Genomic DNA, 25,449 nt, shown 5'->3' with positions numbered 1-25,449 from the left:
TCCGCATTTTTACCGGCAAAATCGCTTTTATGGAGATTATACCGCGCCGGTTTTAAGAAGAAAAGGAAATTTTAATCGGGACTGTTTGGTGATTTTCTCCAAAAAGAAAAGTAATAGAGGTATCCCTATTACTTTTAAGATTATAGCATAGTTTAAGCTTTTTTTCTTATATAATATGTTCCGGCAAGCAAAAATGTCGGGATTGCACTCATACAAAGAATGAGCAGCCAATCACTTGGTAAAATCGGAAGCGTATGGAAAACCGGCTGGAGCGCAGGCACATAAATCACAACCAGCATCAGCAAAACTGATGACAGGACAGCCATAACAAGATACAGGTTCCCGAACGGGTTTCGCGCCAGCACAGAACGCTCGCTGCGGCAGTCAAACACATGGATCAGCTGGGCGAGGACGAGCGTGGCAAAAGCAACGGTCTGCGCATAAGCCAAATTGTCAGTATTTTGATAATAAACCGTCATAAAGGCGACCAATGTAACAAGCCCAATCAAAAATCCGCGCGAAACCACTTTCCATCCGAGCCCGCGCGCAAAAACGCCTTCGCGCGGGTGGCGAGGTTTCCGCTTCATCACATCTTCTTCCGGCTGGTCGAGCCCGAGCGCCATGGCCGGCAGCCCATCCGTAACAAGGTTGACCCATAGAATTTGGATCGGCACGACCGGGAGCGGCAAAGACAAGAGCATCGCAAACAGCATGACAAGAATTTCTCCGACATTTGACGCCAGCAGATAACGGATAAACTTTCTGATATTTTCATAGATATTGCGACCTTCCTGGATCGCCGCTTTGATCGTCGCAAAATTATCATCTAGCAGTACGAGCGAAGAAGCTTCTTTCGCCACATCGGTGCCCGTGATGCCCATGGAAATGCCGATGTCCGCCGTTTTGATTGCCGGCGCGTCATTGATGCCGTCCCCTGTCATCGCAACAATATGGCCCCGGTTTTGGAAAGCTTTTACGATTTTCAGTTTATGGTCCGGAGACACGCGCGCAAAAACGGAAACCTCCTCAATCATATCTTCCAGTTCATCAACCGTCATGTCGTTCAGCATCGTACCGTCGATCACTTTTGGATGTCCGCTGTGCAAAATCCCGAGCTGCCTTGCAATCGCTTTTGCTGTAACAGCATGGTCGCCAGTGATCATCACGGTCCGGATGCCTGCTTCTTTGCATTCTTTGATGGCTTGTCTGACTTCCGGGCGCGGCGGGTCAATCATCCCCTGTAATCCGATAAAAATCAAATCTTTTTCCGCATCGCGTTCGCTACTGATTTTTTCCCCGGCTATAACCGGCTTAAAGGCGATCGCGATTGTTCTAAGTGCCTGCGCAGCCAAACCATCGATCGATTCCTGCACTTTTTCGCGGTATTCATTTATTAGGGGTTGTTCCCGGCTCCTCCAAAGCACCGACCGGCATATATCCAGCAGCACGTCCGGCGCGCCTTTCGTGATCACGTATCGCTTGCCGTGCTTATCGCGGATCATCATACTCATCATTTTCCGCGTCGAATCAAACGGAAATTCTTGTTCAATCGTAAACTCTTTTAACAGCAAATCTCTTGTCAAACCGGCTTTCAGGGCGGAAACGAGTAGCGCGCCTTCCGTCGGGTCGCCGTCCACGAAATATTCTTCATTTTTCATTTTCAGTTCGGCGTGGTTGCACAAAAGGCCAAACGTCAACAGCTGGTATAAGCTTTTTTCTTTTAAAGGGTGGATTTCCGTTTCTCCTTGCTTAAAAATTCCTTTCGGCTCATAGCCCGTTCCGGAAACTTTCCAAGTCTCCCCGCCGCTCCACAAGTGGGTGACGGTCATTTTGTTTTGCGTCATCGTACCGGTTTTGTCCGAACAAATGACGGTTGCGCAGCCTAGTGTCTCGACCGCCGGGAGTTTCCTGACGATTGCATTTTTGCGGATCATGCGCTGGACACCGAGCGACAGGGCAATCGTGACAATTGCCGGCAGGCCTTCCGGAATCGCCGCCACCGCAAGCGACACGCCTGCCAAAAACATGGAATACAAATCATGCCCGTGCCAGACGCCGACAAGCACAACAAGAAGCGTTAAAAGAAGTGCAACCACAATCAAAATTTTCCCTAACTGCTCGAGCCTTCTTTGTAAAGGGGTTGTAAGAATTTCTGCATTTTGGATCATATCGGCGATTTCGCCCATCGCGGTTTTCATCCCGATTCCGGTGACAATGCCGATCCCGTTTCCGCGTGTCACCATTGTGCCCATAAACGCCATATTATGCAAATCACCCAGGCTCACATTTTCTCCAGAGATCGGGGTTGCCGATTTCGGTGAAGGGATCGATTCCCCTGTCAGCGCCGATTCTTCTATTTCCAAATTGTTCGCTTTTACAATCCGGAGATCAGCGCCGATCCGATCCCCGCTTTCAAATTTCAAAATATCGCCGAGCGTCACTTCTTTGGATGGAATTTTTACCCAGTGGCCGCTGCGCAGCACATTGACTTGCGGCGCCGAAAGTTCTTTTAACGCCTCGAGGGATTTTTCAGCCCGCCGCTCCTGGGAAAAACCAAGAAAGCCGTTAATCAAAACGATGGCAATAATCGCAATGGCATCAACATACTCGCCCAAAAGACCGGAAATCACCGTTGCGGCTAGCAGGACGAGCGTCATAAAATCTTTAAACTGGCTTAAAAAGAGGATGAGGGCAGATTTTTCTTCTCCTTCCTCCAGTTCATTAAAGCCGTACTGCCTGATCCTTTTTTCCGCTTCTTTTTCAGTGAGCCCTTTTTCAAGATCAGTGCTCAATGCCTGTTCTACATCTTTTCCGCTCATTTCATGAAACATCATTGGAATACACTCTCCCCCTGCTTCTGCCCATTATCGTCTTAATAGCAACATATTCAGCCCTGTCCAAAAAAATGATATAATTTAAAAAGCCAACAACCGGCGCTTGCGGCTCTGCCCGCGGGCGCCACAGAATTGAGGAATGTCATATGTCTTTTGACGGATTATTTACAAGGGCCATGGTGAAGGAACTTCGTGACGCGATAAAAGGCGGACGGATCAATAAAATCCACCAGCCTTACCAAAATGAGCTAATCATGATTGTGCGTGCGAACGGAAAAAACCATCGCTTGCTTTTGTCGGCACACCCGAGTTACGCAAGGATTCAGCTGACGAATGAAGCAACTGATAACCCGCCGGATCCGCCGATGTTCTGTATGCTTTTGCGGAAACACCTTGAAGGTTCGGTCATAGAAGATATTTACCAGATCGGCCTTGACCGTGTTGTTGTGTTCGAAATCAAAAGCCGCAATGAAATCGGGGATATTTCGTACAAACAGCTGTATATGGAAATCATGGGACGCCACAGCAATATTATATTAGTAGAAAAAGAACGGAACATGATTATGGACAGCATCAAGCATGTCCCACTGGCTGTGAATACGTACCGGACCGTCCTGCCGGGCCATGAATATGTTTTGCCGCCGGAGCAGCACAAACAGAACCCCCTGGAGGCTTCGAAAGATGATATAATTGCCGCGCTTGACTGGAACAGCGGAAAAATGGACAAACAGATCGTTTCGCAGTTTGCCGGGGTTTCCCCGCTCCTTGCGAAAGAAATCATGCACCTCGCGAAATTTTCCAACCCGGAAGCCGTTTCGGAAGCTTTTTTGTCCGTGATGGGGCGAATTAAAGTGTATGACATTGAACCCGTCATGATTACGGGGGCGCAAAAAGAGTCGTTTTATATGATTCCTCTCCAGTCTTTGGAAGGTGAAGTGAAAACTTTTGGCAGTTTAAGTACACTGCTTGACCGTTTTTATGTCGGGAAAGCAGAACGTGACCGCGTCAAACAGAAAAGCCATGATCTCGAGCGTTTTATTAAAAATGAACTGGAGAAAAACGAAAGTAAAATTAAAAAGCTTGAAGCGACGCTCGATTACGCACAAAATGCCGAGCAGTTCCAGTTGTATGGCGAGCTGCTGACGGCAAATCTCTATGCTGTGGAAAAAGGCATGAAAAAAATCGAAGTGCAAAACTATTATGATGAAAACGGCGCAATGGCGGTAATTGAGCTTGATCCGCTGAAAACCCCATCGGAAAATGCGCAAAGTTATTTTTCGCGCTACCAAAAGGCGAAACATGCGCAAACGGTGGTACAGGAGCAGATTGAAAACGCGAAAAATGAAGTGTTGTATTTCGAAAACCTCCTGCAGCAGCTCGAGACCGCATCCCCGAAAGATATTGAGGAAATCCGCGAAGAACTTGAGGAAGAAGGCTATTTGAAGAACCGCCATCGGAGGGCGCAGCGGCAAAAAGCGCACAGGATCACCCTTGAAAAATACGAAGCTTCTGACGGTACAGAGATTTTGGTCGGGAAAAACAATAAACAGAACGATTATTTAACAAATAAAGTAGCGGCCCGCGATGAAATTTGGCTGCATACGAAGGATATCCCGGGTTCGCACGTGGTGATCCGCAGCAAAAACCCGTCCCCGGAAACGATTTTAGAGGCCGCGAACCTGGCCGCCTACTTCAGCAAAGCGCGCCAATCCGCTTCCGTTCCTGTCGACTACACAAAAGTGCGCTACGTGAAAAAACCGAACGGTGCTAAACCAGGATTTGTCATTTACGAAAACCAGCAGACGGTATATGTCACCCCGGATGTAGAAAAAGTGCTGGTGATGAAGAAAGGGTGAACGGAGACAAAAGTGTGGAGGGCATTCTGCAGCCGGACAGCTGGCAGAATGCCCTCCATATTGCTTTTGAAAGGTAAAATTTCCGATTGCGTTATGGTTTTAAATACTTCCCCCACAATTACTCTCGGTCTTCATTTGGTTACTTATGATCAAAACGATCAATTTACAACTGTCTACTCGTTTTACAAAGCCCCTTAGGACCATTACGGTTCCTTTACTATTGCCTTTATATCTCTCCTAAAGTCTAAAACGCTGCCTTAACTAACGCATTACGCGCTTAATTGATTCAAAAATCTTAATATATCAAAATAATGTTCTTGATTTATTTTATCATATATTCTATCATTTTAGAAAACACTTTATATTTTTGGGGGTCTTTATATGGCAGTTGTTGAAAAAATCAGCGCTTTTGCAGGAAAGACATTCACCTTATGGGTGCTGATTTTTGCGGTGATTGCTTATCTCTTACCGCAGCATTTTGCATGGATTGGGAATTATATTGTACCTTTATTGGGAATTGTTATGTTCGGGATGGGACTGACACTTGATTTGTCGGATTTTAAAGAAGTATTTAAAAGACCGTTAGAAGTAGCACTTGGCGTGATCGGGCATTTTATCATCATGCCACTCATCGCCTTTTTGCTCGCTGCCAGCCTTAACCTTCCGAAAGATATTGCCATCGGGGTAATTCTCGTAGGATGCTGCCCGAGCGGCACCGCTTCAAATGTCATGGTATTTCTCGCGCGGGGGAATGTGGCGCTTGCGGTTGCGATTGCTTCTGTGTCAACGATTTTGGCGCCAATCGTGACGCCGCTGTTAATTCTGCTGTTTGCCAGCAAATGGGTACATGTCAGTGTGCTGTCTTTATTCCTTTCAGTTGTGCAAGTCATCATCGTCCCGTTAGTGCTCGGGTTTATCGTGAAAAAATTCTTTGGCAAACAGGCGAGGACAGGTGCAAAAGCGATGCCGCTCGTATCGGTTGTCGCCATCGTGCTAATCGTTTCGGGCGTTGTTGCCGGGAGCGCCGAAAAAATAGCACAGACGGCTTTATTGGTCTTTGCCGTAGTTATTCTGCATAATTTGCTTGGCTTTGTCATCGGCTTTTTCTTCGCCCGCTTGTGCGGCATGGATCTGGCCAAACAAAAAGCGGTATCCATGGAAGTCGGCATGCAGAATTCTGGGCTGGGCGTGGCCCTTGCTACAGCCCATTTCTCACCGCTTGCTGCCGTTCCAAGCGCGATTTTCAGCGTTTGGCACAACCTGTCGGGTTCTGTCTTAGCAAATATTTACAGCCGGATGAAAGATAAAAATCTCGAAACCGCCAATTCGGATCCTTCCGCAAGTCAGCACGCCTAAAATCTCGTACCTTGAAAATGCCATTAGGAACTTTTCCTAAGGGCATTTTTTATTCCTTTTCTCCCGAATATTAAGGTATACTTATAAATGAAAGTGTTACACGATTGATTGCTGTCATCACTTAAGGAGGATTTGCAATATGTCCATCAGCAGCCGTTTTGCTGTCGGCATTCATATACTCGCATTACTGGAGATCAATAAGAACGGTGTGAATGCATCGGAGTTCCTCGCCAAAAGCGTGAACACAAACCCGGTTGTCATCAGAAAAATTATGGGAATGCTGAAAAATGCCGGGCTCATCCATGTCCGCCCTGGAGTTGCCGGCGCGGAACTTGCCAGAGATATAAATGAAATTACCCTGCTTGATATCTATAAAGCTGTGAATGTTGTGAAAGAAAATGAATTGTTCAGCATTCACGACCATCCGAATCCGGAATGCCCTGTCGGGCGCAACATCCAGGGTACGGTGCAGGCGGTATTTGCCTGTGCGCAATCAGCGATGGAAAAAGTACTCGGGAACGTAACGCTTGAAAATATCGTGAAGGAGATTAAAAAGAAGGAAAAATTGAATGCATAATGATTCCAGGTAAAAGACCGAATTGCCGAGAAAAAGCCGTTCGGCCTTTTTTACATGTTCCTCTATAAATAAACCATATTCTTCCATAAACCGTTCTTCGTCTTCCAAATACGGATTGTGGTTACTTTTCTAAAAAAATAATCCATTTTGAATTTGGGTATAGGATCCGCCATTTTTTTGAGTACATAACTGGGTATTGGTCCCCCCTCGCCACACCTGGCATTCCTCCCCAGGAGTTACTACTAAGCTAATCTGTCCAAAAGTTGACGGTACAAAATTTCCTCTTTTTGACGGTAAACATGTCCAAGTGCTGTTCTTATTTAATTTTGAGTAATTTTTTGACGTAATGAAATGTCCGGTTTTTTAGTATTTTAACTCAAAAAGTAGCGGTGACGTTTAAGTTGTCCAAATGGGGGCGTTTCAGAGCATGATTTGGACAGAGATATTTGACTTCGCTACTGGGTGTACCGTTCTTAAAATAGCACGAAAATACATAGTCTTGCAGAGTCGAAATGTATAAAGGCAACTTGACATGGAGCCTCTGCGGGCATGATTCCCAAGCCAGGAAACCAGTAGTCTCTGGGGCTGGCTTCACCAAACGAGGCTATCATGCCCGCCTCTCACCACTAGTCATTGTATTTTTTATAGCAGTCGACATTTTAACACTTTTATAATTTGTACTTGACTGTTCTTTTCATGTTTGCTGACTAATGACGGAACGATCCAATCAAAAAACCTCCTTCTATTTGATTTTCAGGTAAAAACATATATACCCCTTTTCCGGAAATTTTCAACTTCCTTTTTAAAAAATATTTCATATTGTTATAATTTTTGTGAGAGAAACAGTTTAATAGGAAAGGAAGTTATACCACTGGAACAGTGGATGGATGCGTTAAAAATAAATAAGAAAGGGTGGGACCGGGTGGCCGGGGATTTTTTTGCCGCAACCGCACTGCCCGGATACGGCCCCTTTACCCCGGCAGAAAAGGAACTCAAATTGTTCGGGGATGTCCGGGGAAAGAAAATTTTAGAAATCGGGTGCGGCAGCGACCATTCGCTGAAATATCTGCATTGAACAAGGAGTAGGCGAATGATGGGGGCTTGACTTTTCTGACACACAGATCTGTACAGCGAAAACCGTTTTAGCAAATGCAGGAAATTCGGTCCATTTGTTCATCAGCCTCATGGAAGAAAATCCGAGTTTACCTGCCCAATATTTGACATTGTCTTTTCAATTTTTGCGTTGGGCTGGACAACAGACCTTCCAAAAACCTTGGCGAACATTTTCGGATACTTAAAACCCGTCGGAACGTTCATCTTCAGCTGGGAGCATCCTTTTTACAGCAGAATTGCATACAATGGAAAACAGTTCATCATGAAAGAATCTTATCATGATGAGGAGCCGCTTCAAAAAGAATCGTGGCATGGCGTCCCGATTGTGATGCATCAAAGGAAAATCAGTACCTTTGTTAATGAACTGATCCGCCACGGTTTTATCATTGAGAACATGGTAGAAGAATTTTTCGGCGAAACCGATACGAACAGCAATCCAAATGAATGGTATGTCTCTCAAAAAGCTGCGCTCGTCCCGCCGACGATTATTTTTAAAGCTTCCAAACCACAATAAGGAAGTTTTCCATGGAGCCCTGGGATATCTATGATATCAATAGGAATTTCACAAACAGAAAACATATCCGCGACATTCTACTGGCTGAAGGGGATTATCATCTGGTTGTACATGTATGGATTTAAATGATGAAGGGAAATATCTTACCACAAAACGGCATCCCGGCAAGCCCCCTCCAAATCTTTGGGATGTACGGGCAGGTCTGTTTTAGCTGGAGAAACGAGCCTTCAGGGCGTCCTCTGGGAAGTAAAAGAAGAAATTGGGATTGAGTTGCCAAAAAATAAAATGGAATGCATAAAAAGCGCGGACGGGACCAGTTTTATGATTTTTACGAAGTTTGGCTCATTCGGATAAACGTTCAATTTGATAACCTTACACTCCAAAAAAAAGAAGTGATTGATGCAAAATGGGTTTCAAAATCCGATTTGGAAAAATGTTTAAAGCTCATCAATTGGTTCCAACACTCGAATATTTTTCTGATCTTCTTCCCTAATGTCATAGGAATATGAAAAAAGAGGACTTACCAGCCGGTATGGGTAGACATTCATCACCTTTCCGCCGTTGATGTCTACCCCAAAATCACTGCAGAAAAGATTCTTTCTTTGATAGACAGGCCTATTTCTTCGTTTTCCGGGCAATCAAGATAATATTAAACACCATGCCAATTACGCTGACGATTCCGCATACTGTAAAAAGCGGATTTTGGGACTTTTTCCATAAATACAGATATGCGGCAATAACGGCAATGAAAACAAACAACTCCAGATTTAACACGAGAAACCCGGTTTTGTTTTTTCCTTTTCCACGTTTCTCCTCTCATTTCCTCGTTTACAACGTCATCCAGTATCTTTGTGTAACCCTATCTCCATGGTCCATTTCATTTTCAAGAATGCCGCCATTTTTTACGATCGTTTTGGCGGATCCAGTATTCTTTTTATCGCAGGTGAGCAGCACGCGTTCAAGCCCGAGTTCTTTTGCTTTTTCAAGTGGCATTTCAAGCATTTTCGAAGCTAAGCCTTTTCGACGTTCGGAAGGCCGGATGCCGTAGCCGACGTGGCCGCCGCTCTCAAGCAAAGCATCATTCAAATCATGCCTGATCTCTAGCGTCGTAAATTTTATTGTTTTCATCTGCCAAAACATACAATGTCGCCAGCACAAATCTCCACCTATACATGGCATCCGTTTCCTGAGAGCGCAAATTCCGGATAAAATCTTCACAGGAACGGCCGCCTAATTTTGATTTGGATGGGACAATCCTTTCCCCGCGATTTTCCCATTCCTGTAAATATTTCTTGTATTCTTCTTTCATTTTCAATACCGGTTTGACCAGTTTATACATCATGGCACCTTTTTTCTATCAATCTATTTGCGGAGAATGTAAACGTTTATGCACTTGATCGCCAGCCAATTTATAAAGGGTCGCAGCCACCGGAACGCCCAAAAGCATACCAACAACGCCGCCAAGACCTCCCCCGATAATCACCGCAGCCAACACCCAAAGACCAGGTAGGCCGATCGATGACCCGACCACTCTCGGATAAATAATATTCCCTTCCACTTGCTGGAGTACAACAATAAAAATCAAGAAAAACAGGGCTTGCATCGGATTCACTGTCAGGATCATAAACGCGCCGAAAGCCGCCCCCAAATAAGCGCCGACGACCGGAATTAACGCCGTTGCGCTGATGAAAGCCCCGACCATGGCAGCGTACGGAAAATGGAGAAGAAACATGCCGGCCGTACATAAACAGCCTAAAATGACCGCTTCGACACACTGCCCAACGATAAAACTGGAAAAAGTATCATTTGCAACCCTTAAAACATAATATATTCTTTCCGACGTTTTCTTTTTCAAGAATGCCCGGATCACTTTATCGGCCTGCGCAGACAATTTTTCCTTGCTGGCTAAAATATAGACGGCAAAAATGATCGCAATGATGAGATTCATCACACCGCTTGTAAATGCCCCGGCAATGGAAAAGGTTGAATTCAGGATCCCGGTCAGCATTTTCGATAAAGAAGATGTCAATTTTTTCGTGACCGAATCAAGATCCACCTGCAGGCTTGATATTAATTTTCCGATACTGGAATATTGGCCACTGTTCGCCTGGAAATATGCCACGGTTTTGGAGTAGAATTCAGGAATGGCATTGATAACTACTGTAATAGCTTGTACCAATTGCGGAACAATAATCAGGATTAATATCGAAACGATCCCAAAGATCACCAGAAAGGATAACAAAATACCAGCCGTTCTCCGTGTTTTCCGGATCATTTTGTTGCCCGAATTTGGAAAATAAATGTGCTCGATTTTTTTCATTAAAATATTCAGGACGTAAGCGATCACCGCCCCCAGCACCAACGGAAATGCAACGTGCCAAATATTGCCGATCGCTTTAAGGATCGTTCCAAAATATTTGACGCAAAGCACGGCGATAACCGCCAGCAATATGTATTTTACCAATAAGCTAAACCTTATTTCTTTCATCCATGCCCCTCCATTTTTACCTCTTTCTGCACCAAGAAGTTTTTGCGGCAACTTTTCTTATTAACTTGATTATATTTGAAAAGAATAGAATTTACCGGATCATTTTGGCATCAAAAGAAAAATTAATTGTTGTCCAGTTTGACAATCAACCGAATAGCCGGATTTATCCTTTCCTACGCTGTTAAAAAGGTCGGTGTGTTTGAACCCCCCAGAAACAAGATAAGAAAATGCAGTTGAAAAAGGAATCAAGCTTATCAGAGAAAAGAGATGAAAAAGCTTTTTTAACTATCTGCAGCGTTTACTTCCCTCTCCGCACGATCATTTTGGATAAAGAAAGATGTCAAGAGTGCCAAAATACTGCCGCAGAAGCCAAACAAGAACAAGTGGTGTATGCCCTGCATATACGTTGCACCGCTTGTTAAAAAGGCGCCCATGACCGTCACCCCGATCGCAGTACCCATATTACGGGTAAACATAAAGAACGATGTTGAAATTCCTTTTTCGTGCCCGCTTACCATCTGCTGTGAACCAATAATCCCTACCGTTGAAATCAATCCAAAAGCTGCGCCGTGCACAATCATCACAAGAAAGACATAGTAGAAACCATGGCTTGGATTTAAGAAGATCCATAATAACCCTGAAATCAACAAAAGCAAATTTCCAATCATAAACAATATCCGGTAACCGTATTTTAAAATCCATTTTCCGGCAGGGACAGCGGCAGCCATCCAGCCGATGGACGATCCAAGCAAGGCAACCCCGCTCATTAACAGCGAAAGACCTGTCACTTTTTGCAGAAACAGCGGAATATAACTGGAAGCGCCAAACAACGCCACCGTTCCAATAAAGCTATTCACATTGATCCGTGCGATCGTTTTGTTTTTGAACATCGAAAGCGGAACAATCGGTGAACCTTGCCGTTTTTCATAAAAGTAAAAAACAATAAGAAAAACAACGCCAATTACTGCATATAAAATTTGGTTCCGGTGGACAACCGTGTCTAAAAGCAATAACGTGATCGACACGGCAAATAAAACCGCACCAATATAATCGACACTCGCCTTTTTCGGCTCGTAATGTTCTTGGTACGGCAACAGCGTGAGAAACGAAATGAGGCAGACCGGCAAATTTACAAAGAAGATCCATCTCCAAGTAAAATATGTAACGAAGAAAGACCCCAACAGCGGGGCAAGAACGGCGGACAAGCCCCACATGCCCGTAAACAGGGCCTGGATTTTCCCCCGGTTTTCAACGGAAAACAAGTCTCCAGCAATAATCGCCGGAAACGGCACCATGAACCCTGCCCCAATTCCTTGAATCGCGCGGAACACAATTAATTCGATCATCTCTGTTGCAAGCCCGCACATAAGCGATCCGACTAAAAACAAAAGAATGCCGAATCCAAACACTTTCTTTCGGCCGAATAAATCGGACAATCTTCCCGCGATCGGAGAAAGAATGGTACTTGTAATCATATAGGATGCAAATGCCCATGCATACAGGTCAAACCGGCCGAGCTCTTTTGCGATCACGGGCATCGTCGTGTTCATAATGGTCGAATCAATCGATGACACCAGCATCGCCAAGACGATACTGATCATAACGGAAGTTCTGTTGCTCATGTACTCTCCCCTTTTACTTTAAAATCCCGTTCTCAGTAACGATGTGCTTAACGGCAATATCATAAGATTGGAGAGGCAGGTCCTCTCTTATCTGTTCGGAATAAACCAAAGAGACCGTATCATTTGGAAAATCTGCAAGAAACCGGTCGTAATACCCGCCGCCAAAACCGATCCGGTAGCCTTTTGTGTTAAAAACAAGACCGGGAACAACCAGCAAATCGATTTTCTGCTTGTCGACTTGCTCCGTTTCATTAGTTTTCGGTTCCAAAAGGTTAAAGAAGCTTTTCTCCAGTTGCCCAAAAAGGTCGAGCCGGTAAAAGAGGAGCTTTTTTTCTTCCGGCACGCATTTCGGCACACAAACTGTTTTTCCCTGCCCCCAGCCGGTTTCGATGATGGGCTTTGTGTCCCATTCAAATCCTTGGGAAACCGTAATGCCGATCGTTTTGGCATGGTTCCATAAATTTGATGAAAATAATCGGGCATGCAGTTTCTCTTCTATGTTCTGTTTTTCCCGTGCGTCCAGGCTTTTTAAATAGGCAATCATTGACTTCCGCAGTTCCGTTTTGTCCATTTCCTCAACTCCAAAGCTCATTATGAAAAATTTTTTCTTTTTCATCATAACATTTTATCCAGGGAGTTTAAAAGGAAAAGCGCCTAAGCCGTATACTTGGGGGTGTCCCAATGCAAGCTTTTATGGATTTGCCAAGTTATTTTTAATAATAAATTCATGGTCAGAACCGGAATGAAAGAACCTTGGGAAACCGCCCGGGTACATGGGGAATGAGGAAATTTTTTCAGTTCTCATTCTCTTCCAGGATCGATCGTTTCGGCAATTCCCGTATCACATCCCGGATCCGTTTCATTCGCTTGTTCCCCTGGCCGATGACGCGAAGCAGGTTATAGGCGAACATGCCAAAATGCAGGACGAGTTCGTTTGTTTTGTCATGTTTGGATGGCAACTGTTTAAAATGAAGATCAGACTTGAATTCACGATTGATTTGATTACAAACTTTCTGATGTTCGTTGTAAAGCTGCAAAACGGCTGCTGCCGGGATACCCAGCGTTGTCCAGTACAATTCCATCTCATATTGCGGCATCAAAAAGATTTGCCCGTTTTGATCAATGGTCCTTTCAATCATTTTAAAAACTTTACGGACGGTTCTTCCCTGACCGTTTACAGTAACGTTTTCAGGCACAAATCCAAAATATACATTCTCCCCTTCGCGTTCAATGCAGCACATGCCGTGTTTCAGGGCGTTTTCAATCCATGCATCCGTATTTTGCGGAGTTTGTCTCAAAATAAAATCCATTTCATGTTCAAGCAATACCGATACAATTTCAGTGCTGTCCTCCCCGGTATCAAGCCGCCAAAGAAAAGGGCCGGCTGCCAATTTTTGCGCAGACTGGACGGTTTTTTGAATGAATTGCAGTTCCGTAGCCGTTTCAAATTGGATGCAGTACCCTTCCTGACCGATGAAAGCAAATGGACCTTCAATCTCAACTGATACATACGCTTGATCTTTTATGAACACCGGGCTGACCGGCGCATTGGTTTGGTGAATCAGTTCCAGAGACTCTTCCATTAAAATGCCGTTCCATTCATCCGATAAGGCAGCCTCGTCCAACCGGTGCTCCAAAACCGCGCTGGAAGGCACCCTTTCGAGATTGAAAGAAGAGCGGAAAAACGTGTCATTGCGGAAAGCTTCAATTGCGCCAAAATCCTTCTTTCCAAGGCAAAGCAGCCCGATATAAGACTTGGCCACATCCCCGTTCGAATATCCAAGGTTTCGTTTAATATTTTCCGATATGGCATTGTCAAGCCTTGAAGCAAGGTTCGTTTGCTGGAGGAGAAACCCCACCACCGCCAAACCCGAACAGAATGGCACAGACCCTGTGGTATACTCGATGCGAAATTTGTTCATAACATCACCTAAATAGATTGATATTTTTATTATACTAAAAATGGGTGCCTAATTTTTCTATTTGATATATAATCAACTTGTAGTCTGAATTTTTTTAATCAGGGAGGAAGTGAACCATGCTTTATAAAGATCGTACAAAATCTCTTGAGCTGTTTATTTTTAAATCGTTAAACAGACGAATGGATCTCACTGAAAAAGACAAGCAGTACTATTGGAATCTCGAAAAAGGATACGAAGGGGAGCGTCACTTGGACTTGCTGACAGAGAAACTTGAATGCGATTGCTTAGTATTGAATGATTTGCGTCTCTACTTGAACAATACGACATTCCAGATAGATACGCTTGTGATTACCGGGGAAACCATTTACGTGTTTGAAGTGAAAAATTATGAAGGCGATTTTTACTACGAAGGGGAAAGAATTTATGAAATAAGTCCGAGATCAGCAACCCGCTTATTCAATTGAGGCGTTGCGAATCGCTTTTCCGGCAGCTGCTCCATTCGCTTGGATTTGACATGCCTGTCGCTGCTTCCGTTATTTTTATTCACCCCGAATTCACTCTTTATCATGCCCCTCTGAATACGCCACTTATTTTCCCGACTCAAATCAACCGGTATTTTAAACATTTGAATTCATTGCCTGCAAAGCTGAACGGCAAACATAAGAGACTGGCGGAAAAACTTCTGTCGCTTCATATTGAAGAATCGCCTTTTATGCAGCTGCCCCGGTATGAATATGAGCAGTTACGGAAAGGGATTATTTGCGCATCGTGCGGTTCGTTTTCTTGTGCTGTTCAGGGAAGGAGCATCGTTTGTGAAAACTGCGGGCACCGCGAAACCGTTGAAGCGGCGTTCATATGGAGTATCAGGGAATTTCAAATGCTGTTTCCTGATCGAAAAATTACAACGAAGGGAATCTATGATTGGTGTAAAATCGTGGATTCGAAGAAGAGGTTAAATAGAATACTGGAGAAAAATTTTAATAAAGCATGTAGCGGTAGGTGGTCCTACTACAAATAATTTTGCTGGCTGTATTTTTTTAAAGAACACTGTAAGTTTTAGTTAACACATTTCGTAAAGGGCGGCGTTTTTGTTTGTTCAATGATATATTTGCTTTATTCTTTTGATTATGCAGTTTCTTTGTTTTTCTTCCTTTAGTCTTGTTTGTGTCTCTGAAAAAGACAATATTTATCTTTTTGGCTGCCTCAATTAGACAATTGCTGAACGGGGCGGATCCCTTTTGTCCTTTTAGCTGCCTGTAAAAGATAATTCTTTTCGGGTTTGACAGACTTTTGTCTTTTTCCACTTTTGTAAATGACAGTTTCCCCTAATTTTTTCTGTACTGTGTCTTTAAACATAAAAAGGGCCTCAACCAGCCCTCCAGTTCACAAGTCATTTCCCCCAATTCTCCGAATCCTGCCTCCATTCCTGCAGCGTTGCCAAGTCTTCTTCCCGGATCAGGCCTTTTTCCACGCCTACCTCAAGCAGCGTGGTATAATTCGATAAGGAATAAGCCGTAATGCCTTCCCGTGTAAAATTCTCCGCCCCGGCCGGCAGTTCGTATGTAAAGATCGTGACAACGCCAAGCACTTCGCAGCCGGCATCACGCAAAGCACGGACAACTGTAAGCACACTTCCGCCGGTTGATATTAAATCTTCCACAACGACAACTTTCTGGCCGGGTGCGACCCGTCCTTCGATTTGATTGCCTTTCCCATGCTTTTTCGCGCTCGAACGCACGTAAACCATCGGCAGGTTCATCAGATCGCTTACAAACGCGGCGTGTGCGATGCCGGCTGTTGCGGTTCCGGCGATGACTTCTGCTTCCGGAAAATGCGCTTCAATCAGCTTTTTCAGCCCGATCGCAATTTCTTTCCGCAAATTCGGGTACGACAAAGTAATACGGTTGTCGCAGTAAACCGGCGACTTGATGCCCGATGACCATGTAAAAGGCTCGTTCGGTTTTAAAAAAACGGCTTCAATATCCAGTAATTGTCCGGCGATATAATTTTCCATTATTCTTTCCCCCATTGCTGTTTAACCTTTAAGTAGGCAGTATACGGATCGGCTGCTTTCGTAATCGAGCGCCCGACAACGATTGCGGTTGCGCCGAGTTCCCGCGCTCTCTCCGGCGTGACAACACGCTTCTGGTCGGACGCACCATCCCCGGCCAGGCGGATGCCCGGCGTCACTTTTAAAAAGGCAGCGCCGATCCGATCCATGATATCGCGGGCTTCGAGCGCCGAGCAGACCACGCCGTCAAGCCCGGATTCGTAAGCAAGCGCGGCATAATCGAGAACGGATTCGCGCAACGGCTTTAAAATGCCCTGTTCTTTCTGCATCTGCGTTTCTGATGTGCTGGTAAGCTGCGTCACCGCGATGAGCGCGGGGCGTTCTCTCCCGGCGCGGGTACCGGCATCAAGACCTTCGAGCGCAGCTTCCATCATCTCGGATCCCCCGGCGGCATGGACGTTGACCATGTTCACATCAAGCGCAGCCAGCCCTTTCATCGACTGCCGCACCGTATTCGGGATGTCGTGCAGTTTTAAATCGAGAAAAATGTCATGCCCCATTTCCTTCAGGGAAGCAATCAAGCCCGGGCCGGTTTGATAAAATAATTCCATTCCCACTTTCACATAGAGCGGTTCGCCGTGAAACCCCTGCAGAAATTCCCGGGTATCCTCCCACGAAGGAAAATCCAGGGCAATGATCGGTTTATGCATATTGTTTATGGCTCCTTCCAACAAACTCTGTAATCTTTTTAACGCCGAGCTGTTCCATCACTTCCGGCAGTTTTTGGATAATGCGAGGGCAGATGAGAGGTTCAATAAAATTGGCGGTGCCGACTGCGACTGCGCTTGCGCCGGCGTATAAAAATTCAATGACATCTTCTGCCGTTTGGATGCCGCCCATTCCAATGATTGGAACTTTCACCTGTTGACTTACTTGGTAAATCATCCGGATGGCCACAGGTTTAATCGCCGGCCCGGATAAGCCGCCCGTTTCATTGGCAAGCACCGGCCGCCCCGTCTTCAAATCCAGCTTCATGCCGAACAACGTGTTGATCATTGTCAGCCCGTCCGCACCGCCGGCTTCCACCGCTTTCGCAACCGCAACAATATCAGTCACATTTGGGGAAAGTTTCACATATACCGGCACTTCGGAGACGGTTTTGACTTTCCTTGTCAGTTCATACGCCATGACCGGATCAGTGCCGAACGTAATGCCTCCCGATTTTACATTCGGGCAGGAAATATTGAGTTCAAGTGCATGGACATTCGGCGCTTTTGAAATATGCTCCGAGACATACACATAGTCTTCAATCGTGGATCCGGCCACATTCGCAATGATCGGGACATCGTAGTATTCCAAAAACGGCAGCTCTTCGGCCATTACTTTTTCAAGTCCCGGGTTTTGCAGGCCGATCGCGTTCAGCATGCCGGCTTCCGTCTCCGCAATGCGCGGGGGCTGGTTACCGAAGCGCGGTTCTTTTGTTGTGGCTTTGATCATGATCGCGCCCAATTCGCTTAAATCATACCATTGGCTGTATTCCCGCCCGTAGCCGAAGCAGCCCGACGCCGGCATGACCGGATTTTTCAATGATAATCCGGGCAATTCCACACGCAAGTCGGTCATATGAGCACCTCCCCCATTTCAAATACAGGGCCGTCGCTGCAAACCTTTTTCGTGGCATTATCCGGGCTATTTTTTGTCCGGCAGACGCACCCGTAGCAGGCGCCGATTCCGCATGCCATCCGTTCTTCGAGTGAAAAAAATCCGCGCCGGCCCGGGTATTCCGTTTCCAATGCCCGCAACATCGCCGCCGGGCCGCATGCGTAAATACAGTCAAAGTTCCATCCATCACCGGCCAAAGCATCTGTTACAAACCCTTTTGTTCCGCGGGAGCCGTCCACTGTTGCTACGGAGGTTGGGGCGAGTGCAGAAAATTGATCGATATAAAAGGCGTGCGCCGCCGATTCAAATCCGAGCACATGCCGGACCTCGACGCCTCTTGCTTTGAGTTGTTTAGACAGTTCGTAAAGCGGGGGAACTCCGATGCCGCCGCCGACAAGGAGCGCTTTTTGCCCGTGCCGGAGTGCATCAACCGGAAACCCGTTGCCTAAAGGGCCGAGCACATCCAATTTTTCCCCTGGATTCATTTCCGCCATCATTTTCGTCCCTTTCCCCTGCGCCCGGTAAAGAATTGTGATTTCGCACCTGTCCCGGTCCAATTCCGCAATGCTGATCGGCCGCCTGAGCAGCGGGTCAATTCCGCTGCCGACTTTAATATGGATAAATTGGCCGGGGCGGGCTATTTGCCGGACCAAATCACCCGCAAGCACCATTTCATAGATGTCTTTTGCAATGCTGCTATGCTTTTTGACTACCATTTGTTCCTGCATCATGCGCGTATCACCTGCTGTTCTTCTTGTGCAATCGGACGGATCGAGAAGCTCATCGATTCCAAAATGGACAGGATCGCGGCTGCCGTATCGAGCGAAGTCAGACACGGGATGCCGCTTTCGACCGCTTGCCTGCGGATTTGGAACCCGTCGCGCTCGTACTGCTGCCCTTTTGTGATCGTGTTCAGGACAAACTGCACTTCGCCTTTTTGGATCGAGTCGAGCACCGTATCGCCATCTCCCCCGATTTTTTCCACTTCTTCAACAACTAACCCGTTTTCCCTCATAAATTTTGCCGTTCCTTCTGTTGCTTTTAACGTAAAGCCGATATCAATGAAGCGTTTCGCGAGCGGCAGGGCTTCCCGCTTGTCTTTATCGGCAATGGTAAACAGAATGCTGCCGTTCAACGTCAGTTTTGTGCCCGCAGCAGCCAGCCCTTTGTACAAGGCTTTTTCGAAAGTCAGATCGCGGCCCATGACTTCGCCTGTCGATTTCATTTCCGGCCCGAGCGTCGGTTCAACCCGTTTCAATTTGGCAAAAGAGAAGACCGGCACTTTGACGAACACTTCCTGTTTTTCAGGCCTCAGCCCGATGCCGAAACCGAGTTGTTCTAGCGATTCACCTATCATCACTTTCATGGCAAGTTTGGCCATCGGGACATCGGTAATTTTGCTTAAAAACGGCACGGTTCGGCTCGATCGCGGGTTGACTTCAATCACATAAAGCTCATTGTTTGAAACGATAAACTGGATATTCATCAAGCCTTTAATTTCAAGTCCTGCCGCCAGCTTTTTGCATGTTTCAACCATTTCCGCTTTCAGATCTTCTGCCAAACGCTGCGGCGGATAAACCGCTATCGAGTCTCCCGAATGGACGCCGGCGCGTTCGATATGTTCGACAATGCCGGGGATGAGCACATCTTTGCCGTCCGCAATGACATCGACTTCAAACTCTTGGCCGGTAACATAGCGGTCAACGAGCACCGGCTGGTTCGGGCTTACCTTTACCGCCGTCTTCATGTACTGGCGCAAATCATCTTCATGGTAGACAATTTCCATCGCACGGCCGCCGAGCACGAATGAAGGGCGCACCAAGACCGGATATCCGATTTCTTCCGCGATTGCGACCGCTTCTTCCACTGAAGTACCGGTTTTTCCAAGCGGGCGTTTAATGCCGAGTTGGCTTAAAACATGGTCAAACTTGTCGCGGTCTTCAGCACGTTCCAAATTTTCAAGCGTAGTGCCGAGAATGCGCACGCCGCGTTCAGCCAGTTTTTCCGCGAGATTGATTGCCGTCTGGCCGCCAAACTGGACTACAACTCCTTCCGGCTGTTCAAGATCAATAATGTGCATGACATCTTCAATTGTCAGCGGTTCAAAATAGAGCTTATTGGAGATGCTGAAATCGGTTGAGACCGTTTCCGGGTTGTTGTTGATAATAATCGCTTCATAACCCGCTTCCTGGATCGCCCAGACAGCATGTACCGTTGCATAGTCGAATTCAATCCCCTGACCGATTCGAATCGGGCCTGACCCGAGAACGATGATGCTTTTTCTGTTTGTGACAACCGATTCGTTTTCCTCTTCATATGTACCGTAAAAATACGGCGTTTCCGATGCGAATTCCCCTGCGCATGTGTCGACCATTTTATACACCGGCAAAATTCCATGCTGTTTCCTCCACTCGTATACTTTTTCTTCTCCCGTGTTCCACAATTTGGCGATCACGCGATCCGCAAAACCCATCACTTTTGCTTTTTGGGCAGCTTCAACATCCCACGATGAATCAAGCAGCGTTTTTTCGAAGCGGATGATTTTTTCGAGCTTATACAGGTAGAACAGGTCAATTTTGCTCCAGTCGTGAAGCTGTTCGATTGAAATCCTCCTTCTTAACGCTTCTGCCAGGTAAAATAGGCGTTCATCCCCGGCGTTGCGGATTCGCTTTTCGATCGTTTCCATGCTGATTTCCCCGCCGTTTTCCAGCTCCAAATGTTGGAGGCCGATTTCAAGCGAGCGCACGGCTTTTAACAGCGATTCTTCAAACGTGCGGCCGATCGCCATCACTTCGCCGGTCGCTTTCATCTGGGTGCCGAGCCTGCGGTATGCTTGTTCAAATTTATCAAACGGAAAACGCGGGATTTTTGTGACAACATAATCGAGCGCCGGTTCAAAATTGGCGTAAGAGGTGCCGGTAACCGGGTTTTTCATTTCGGCAAGCGTCAGGCCGACCGCTATTTTTGCCGACAGTTTCGCAATCGGGTAGCCGGTCGCTTTTGATGCAAGCGCCGATGAACGGCTCACACGCGGATTGACTTCGATGACATAGTAGTCAAAACTGTTCGGGTCAAGCGCAAGCTGCACATTGCAGCCGCCTTCGATGCCGAGCGCACGGATAATTTTTAAAGAAACATTGCGGAGCATTTGGTATTCTTTATCGCTCAACGTCTGGCTAGGAGCGACAACAATCGAGTCGCCGGTATGGACGCCGACCGGGTCGATATTTTCCATATTGCATACGACAATGGCGTGGTCTTCGCTGTCGCGCATCACTTCGTATTCGATTTCTTTAAAGCCGGCGATGCTTCTTTCAAGCAAGCACTGACGGACAGGGCTTTGGAGAAGGCCGTTAGTGACCGTTTCAACCAATTCTTCTTCATCATGGCAAATGCCGCCGCCGGTTCCGCCCAATGTGTAAGCCGGGCGCACGATGACCGGATAGCCTGCTTTCTGAACAAATTGGTATGCTTCTTTCAGCGAGTGGATGATCATGCTTTCCAGCACAGGTTCATGGAGTTTTCCCATCAGGTCGTGGAATGCTTCGCGGTCTTCCGCCTGTTCGATCGCGGACAGTTTTGTCCCGAGCACTTCAACGCCGTACTGGTCGAGAATGCCGGATTTCGCCAATTCCATTGCAATATTCAAGCCGGTCTGGCCGCCGAGCGTCGGGAGCAGGGCGTCCGGGAGTTCTTTCCGGATGATGCTGCTGACAAATTCAGCGGTAAGCGGTTCAATATAAACTTTATCCGCCATTTCCGTATCGGTCATAATCGTCGCAGGATTGGAGTTGACCAAAACGACCTGATAGCCTTCTTCTTTGAGGGCAAGACAGGCCTGCGTTCCCGCGTAATCAAATTCAGCAGCCTGGCCGATGACGATCGGTCCGGACCCAATCACAAGGATTTTTTGAATATCAGTGCGTTTTGGCATATTTGTGTTCCTCCTGATGCTGATCGATCATGTTTAAAAACTGGTCAAATAACCGGTTTGAATCGTGCGGGCCGGGTGATGCTTCTGGATGATACTGGACGGTGAAAGCCGGATATATTGTATGGGCCAGCCCTTCAATCGTACCGTCGTTTAATGCCCGTTCCGTCACCATCAGGCCGGTTCCCGATAGCGATTTTTCATCAACTGCATAGCCGTGGTTTTGCGATGTGATCACCGTTTTGCCCGTTTGGATGTCCTGGACGGGATGATTGACGCCACGGTGGCCGAATGTTAATTTAAACGTATCGGCGCCGCAGGCAAGGGCAAACAGCTGGTGGCCGAGGCAGATCCCAAACAGCGGCAATTTTCCAAGCAGGCCTTTGACCATTTGGATCCCGCATGCGACATCTTTCGGATTGCCGGGGCCGTTTGAAAGCATGACGCCATCCGGCCGGAGCGACAAAATCTCAGCTGCCGTAACGTTGTAAGGCATCACCGTAACGCGGCAATTCCGTTTCGTGAGCTCTGTTAAAATGCTTTTTTTTGCGCCAAAATCGACAAGAACGACATGTTTGCCCGGCCCATCTATTTCATACCGCTTTTTTGGGGAAACTTGCGCGACCGCATCACGGACGGACGGCTTCGCTTTCAGGCCGGCAATTACCGTATCAGCATCTTCATTTTCTGCGCAGATCGCCGCCCGCAGCGTTCCGAACGCCCGGATTTTCCGCGTTAATTTTCTTGTATCAATGCCGGCGATCCCCGGAATCTCTTTTTCCTTTAAAAATTCACCAAGCGACAAAGTGCTCCGCCAGTTGGACGGGTATTCCGCCGCTTCTTTTACAACGAGACCTGTTACATACGGCCTTGACGCTTCGAAATCGTTCCAGTTGATGCCGTAATTCCCGACCAATGGATATGTAAATGTCACGATTTGGCCGTAAAATGACGGGTCTGTCAATGTTTCCTGGTAGCCGGTCATTCCGGTTGTAAAGACGATCTCCCCATATGAATCTTTTAAACTGCCAAACCCCTCCCCTTTGAAAATGGTGCCGTCTTCCAAGATCAATTGTCTTTTCACTTTACCGCCAACTCCTTTCCCCATACCAATTCCCCGTTTGCCCATGTTGCTGCCGGAAAACCTGTGCAAACGCGGCCCCCAAACGGGGAGTTTTTCCCTTTTGATAAAAATTCATACGGAATGATGATTTTCCGCTCCTTTATGTCCACTGCCGTGATGTCGGCGGCTGCCCCCACTTCAAGCACGCCGTACGGAAGGCCGAATGCCTTTGAAGGTTTTACCGTCATCCAGTCGACAAGCTGTTTCAGCGTAAAAATTCCTTGTTCGACAAAATGCGTATATAAAAGCGGAAAAGCAGTTTCAAATCCGGTGATGCCAAACGGTGCCAGTTCAATGCCCTTTGCTTTTTCTTCCGCGGCGTGTGGAGCGTGGTCGGTTGCGATAAAATCGATCGTTCCGTCCAAAAGGCCTCCAATTAATGCGTCTCGGTCTTCTTTTGTCCGAAGTGGCGGGTTCATTTTCCAGTTTGCATCCGCATCCGGAATATCGTCTTCGCACAAAAGCAGGTGGTGCGGCGTTACTTCCGCCGTTACCGGAATACCGGCCCTTTTTGCATCGCGGACAACCCGGACCGACTCTTTCGTGCTGATATGGCAGACATGGTAATGGCAGCCGGTTGCCTCCGCAAGCAGTACATCGCGGGCAATCTGCACCGACTCGCATACGGAAGGGATTCCTTTCAAGCCGTGCGCTGCCGCAAATTTCCCGTCATGCACGCAGCCGCCGTGTATGAGCGAGTTGTCTTCGCAGTGGGCCACAATCGCCATTCCAAGCGCTTTTGCCTGTGCCATAGCGCGAAGCATTTGGTCCGCTTCCTGCACGCCCACGCCGTCATCAGAAAAAGCAAAGGCGCCTTGTGCTTTTAAACCGGCAAAATTGGAAAGCTCTTTTCCTTGTTCATCAAGCGTGATCGCCGCATAAGGCAGTACGCGCACCACCGCATCCTGTTTGATTTTTTCCTGCACAGCCGCTAGCCTCTCCGGCCGGTCGGTCACCGGGTTTGTGTTCGGCATCGCGGCGATTGTCGTAAATCCGCCTTTTGCCGCCGCCATCGTCCCGGTACGGATCGTTTCTTTATGTTCAAACCCGGGATCCCTCAAATGCACATGCAGATCTACAAAGCCCGGTAAAATCGCAAGCTCTTCCGCTTCAAATACAGCCTCGCCTGCGGTTTTCAGGCCCGCTCCGATTTCCGCAATTTTGCCTCCCTTTACTCGGATATCTTTTTGCACCAGCTTTCCGTTTTTATCCAATACAACGCCGTTTTTGATCAACCAGCCCATTCAGCAAACCACCTTTTCTTTTTGTAAAATTGCTTTTAAAATTGCCATCCGGACAAAAACCCCGTTTTCCATCTGTTTAAAAATCCGCGAGCGGCCGCATTCCACGAGGCAGCTTGCGATTTCAACATCGCGGTTGACCGGCGCCGGATGCATAATGATGCTATTCGGCTTCATCATCCGCTCCCTTTCCACTGTCAGCCCGTATTCGTGGTGGTATTCTTCTTTGGAAAGATGCGCGGTTTCTTTATGGCGCTCATGCTGGATCCGAAGAAGCATCACCACATCCGCTTCCCTGACGCCCTGGTCCACGGATATATAATCAATGTTCATTGTCGGATCATACCATTCGACAGGCCCCGAGCACTTTACGGTTGCGCCGAGCTTTTGCAGGGCGCACGCGTTCGACCTGGCCACACGGCTGTGCACGAGGTCCCCGATGATGCAAACGTTTAAGCCGCGGAACGTGCCAAATTCTTGTTGGATCGTTAAAAGGTCCAGCAGGCACTGGGACGGATGCTGGCCGCTGCCATCGCCCGCGTTTACAATCGAAAGTTCCACGTTCCCGGTCAGTTTTTTGTAATATTCATCTTCCTGATGGCGGATGACAACGACCCTGACGCCGATCGACTGCAAAGTTTTCACCGTATCGTACAAAGTTTCGCCCTTCAGCACGCTGGATGCCCCGACTTCAAACGGGAGCAGTTCCAAACCGAGCCGTCGCTCCGCCACTTCGAAACTGCATTTTGTCCGCGTGCTCGGTTCATAAAACAGATTTACTGCAAAAACCGGTTCCGGTGTTTTCCATTGCGCCCCTTTTGAAAAAGCATCCGCTTCTTCCAGCAGCTCAAGAATTTCATCATTCCTCAAATCGGACATCGTCAGGAAATGCTGCATGTTAACATCCTCCTTATTTTTTCAAGCGGCAGCCTGTGCTCGTGTTTCTCCAGCTTCATCGCCATCCTGCAGTTCCGTAAAAAAACACCCTGCAATCAAGCAGGGTGCGCGAGAACAGGCACAGCAAGGCGAATGCCATGCTACGCCGGCACCCTTTCAAGCCTCTCTGGACTTGTGATTAAAAGGTGTTCCGTATTGACTTTTCATATCTAGGCCACGCGATTTCAGCGATTCCCAAAAAAGCCCTCTTTGCCGCGAGGGTGCAAAGAGGGCCCTAAAACCATCCTTTGCACACCTCACGG

Annotated in this window: 20 protein-coding genes and 1 pseudogene; 6 read left to right on the top strand and 15 right to left on the bottom strand. The window is 47.1% G+C overall.

Annotated elements, in window-relative coordinates:
* Positions 1-152 precede the first annotated feature (152 nt).
* Positions 153-2,834 carry a cation-translocating P-type ATPase gene (locus tag GBH70_RS10845; RefSeq protein ID WP_151681060.1) on the bottom strand — a complete coding sequence of 894 codons (2,682 nt, stop codon included), beginning with the start codon at positions 2,832-2,834 and terminating at the stop codon, positions 153-155.
* 146 nt (positions 2,835-2,980) lie between these two features.
* Between GBH70_RS10845 and GBH70_RS10840 the strand changes: the two genes are divergently transcribed.
* The 5 genes from GBH70_RS10840 (at position 2,981) to GBH70_RS17235 (ending at position 8,250) form a co-directional block, all read left to right on the top strand.
* A complete protein-coding gene (locus GBH70_RS10840; protein ID WP_151681059.1) occupies positions 2,981-4,690 on the top strand; it encodes an Rqc2 family fibronectin-binding protein in 1,710 nt (569 codons plus the stop codon).
* A 381-nt stretch (positions 4,691-5,071) separates the two neighbouring features.
* Positions 5,072-6,046 carry a bile acid:sodium symporter family protein gene (locus tag GBH70_RS10835; RefSeq protein WP_151681058.1) on the top strand — a complete coding sequence of 325 codons (975 nt, stop codon included), beginning with the start codon at positions 5,072-5,074 and terminating at the stop codon, positions 6,044-6,046.
* Positions 6,047-6,185: 139 nt separating this feature from the next.
* Positions 6,186-6,623, top strand: a complete 438-nt coding sequence (locus GBH70_RS10830) for an Rrf2 family transcriptional regulator (RefSeq protein ID WP_151681057.1) — start codon at positions 6,186-6,188, stop codon at positions 6,621-6,623.
* 922 nt (positions 6,624-7,545) lie between these two features.
* Positions 7,546-7,698: a hypothetical protein gene (locus GBH70_RS17240; RefSeq protein WP_253693768.1), complete on the top strand. Its 153-nt coding sequence runs from the start codon at positions 7,546-7,548 to the stop codon at positions 7,696-7,698.
* Positions 7,699-7,998: 300 nt separating this feature from the next.
* Positions 7,999-8,250 carry a hypothetical protein gene (locus GBH70_RS17235; protein WP_253693765.1) on the top strand — a complete coding sequence of 84 codons (252 nt, stop codon included), beginning with the start codon at positions 7,999-8,001 and terminating at the stop codon, positions 8,248-8,250.
* 828 nt (positions 8,251-9,078) lie between these two features.
* Here GBH70_RS17235 and GBH70_RS17230 read toward each other — a convergent pair.
* The 6 genes from GBH70_RS17230 to GBH70_RS10795 all read right to left on the bottom strand — a co-directional run bounded on the left by GBH70_RS17230 (position 9,079) and on the right by GBH70_RS10795 (position 14,282).
* On the bottom strand, positions 9,079-9,336 hold the full coding sequence (locus GBH70_RS17230) for a GNAT family N-acetyltransferase (protein WP_253693762.1): 258 nt from the start codon (positions 9,334-9,336) through the stop codon (positions 9,079-9,081).
* A 1-nt stretch (position 9,337) separates the two neighbouring features.
* Positions 9,338-9,589: a hypothetical protein gene (locus GBH70_RS17225; RefSeq protein ID WP_253693759.1), complete on the bottom strand. Its 252-nt coding sequence runs from the start codon at positions 9,587-9,589 to the stop codon at positions 9,338-9,340.
* Positions 9,590-9,607: 18 nt separating this feature from the next.
* Positions 9,608-10,738, bottom strand: coding sequence for an AI-2E family transporter (locus GBH70_RS10810; RefSeq protein ID WP_151681056.1), 1,131 nt, complete (start codon positions 10,736-10,738; stop codon positions 9,608-9,610).
* Between the two features lie 281 nt (positions 10,739-11,019).
* Positions 11,020-12,360, bottom strand: a complete 1,341-nt coding sequence (locus GBH70_RS10805) for an MFS transporter (RefSeq protein WP_151681055.1) — start codon at positions 12,358-12,360, stop codon at positions 11,020-11,022.
* A 13-nt stretch (positions 12,361-12,373) separates the two neighbouring features.
* The gene (locus GBH70_RS10800) at positions 12,374-12,931 is read right to left on the bottom strand and encodes a 5-formyltetrahydrofolate cyclo-ligase (RefSeq protein ID WP_151681054.1); all 558 of its coding nucleotides are present in this window, start codon (positions 12,929-12,931) and stop codon (positions 12,374-12,376) included.
* A gap of 223 nt (positions 12,932-13,154) precedes the next feature.
* Positions 13,155-14,282 carry a transposase gene (locus GBH70_RS10795; protein WP_151681053.1) on the bottom strand — a complete coding sequence of 376 codons (1,128 nt, stop codon included), beginning with the start codon at positions 14,280-14,282 and terminating at the stop codon, positions 13,155-13,157.
* A 116-nt stretch (positions 14,283-14,398) separates the two neighbouring features.
* Between GBH70_RS10795 and GBH70_RS10790 the strand changes: the two are divergent.
* Positions 14,399-15,300: pseudogene (locus tag GBH70_RS10790) on the top strand (nuclease-related domain-containing protein).
* A gap of 372 nt (positions 15,301-15,672) precedes the next feature.
* On the opposite strand, the gene pyrE reads toward GBH70_RS10790, so the two are convergent.
* From pyrE to GBH70_RS10750, 8 genes are read right to left on the bottom strand one after another with little or no spacing between them, the layout of a single operon-like run.
* Positions 15,673-16,296, bottom strand: a complete 624-nt coding sequence (gene pyrE, locus GBH70_RS10785) for an orotate phosphoribosyltransferase (protein WP_151681052.1) — start codon at positions 16,294-16,296, stop codon at positions 15,673-15,675.
* Entirely contained in the window at positions 16,296-17,003 is a 708-nt protein-coding gene (pyrF, locus tag GBH70_RS10780; RefSeq protein WP_151681051.1) for an orotidine-5'-phosphate decarboxylase, read from the bottom strand. The genes pyrE and pyrF overlap by 1 nt, the downstream gene beginning before the upstream one ends.
* Positions 16,996-17,916 carry a dihydroorotate dehydrogenase gene (locus tag GBH70_RS10775; protein ID WP_151681050.1) on the bottom strand — a complete coding sequence of 307 codons (921 nt, stop codon included), beginning with the start codon at positions 17,914-17,916 and terminating at the stop codon, positions 16,996-16,998. Before GBH70_RS10775 ends, pyrF begins: the two co-directional genes overlap by 8 nt.
* Positions 17,913-18,686, bottom strand: coding sequence for a dihydroorotate dehydrogenase electron transfer subunit (locus GBH70_RS10770; RefSeq protein ID WP_151681049.1), 774 nt, complete (start codon positions 18,684-18,686; stop codon positions 17,913-17,915). Before GBH70_RS10770 ends, GBH70_RS10775 begins: the two co-directional genes overlap by 4 nt.
* On the bottom strand, positions 18,683-21,889 hold the full coding sequence (gene carB / locus GBH70_RS10765) for a carbamoyl-phosphate synthase large subunit (protein ID WP_151681048.1): 3,207 nt from the start codon (positions 21,887-21,889) through the stop codon (positions 18,683-18,685). The genes GBH70_RS10770 and carB overlap by 4 nt, the downstream gene beginning before the upstream one ends.
* Positions 21,873-22,970, bottom strand: coding sequence for a carbamoyl phosphate synthase small subunit (locus tag GBH70_RS10760; RefSeq protein ID WP_151681073.1), 1,098 nt, complete (start codon positions 22,968-22,970; stop codon positions 21,873-21,875). The genes carB and GBH70_RS10760 overlap by 17 nt, the downstream gene beginning before the upstream one ends.
* Positions 22,967-24,253, bottom strand: coding sequence for a dihydroorotase (gene pyrC / locus GBH70_RS10755; RefSeq protein ID WP_151681047.1), 1,287 nt, complete (start codon positions 24,251-24,253; stop codon positions 22,967-22,969). The genes GBH70_RS10760 and pyrC overlap by 4 nt, the downstream gene beginning before the upstream one ends.
* Complete coding sequence (locus GBH70_RS10750) at positions 24,254-25,147, bottom strand: aspartate carbamoyltransferase catalytic subunit (RefSeq protein ID WP_151681046.1); 894 nt, start codon at positions 25,145-25,147, stop codon at positions 24,254-24,256.
* Positions 25,148-25,449: the final 302 nt, after the last annotated feature.

This window comes from Weizmannia acidilactici (genome assembly GCF_008974225.1).
Classification (GTDB): domain Bacteria; phylum Bacillota; class Bacilli; order Bacillales; family Bacillaceae_C; genus Weizmannia; species Weizmannia acidilactici.
This window is presented reverse-complemented; position numbering and strand designations above follow the sequence as displayed.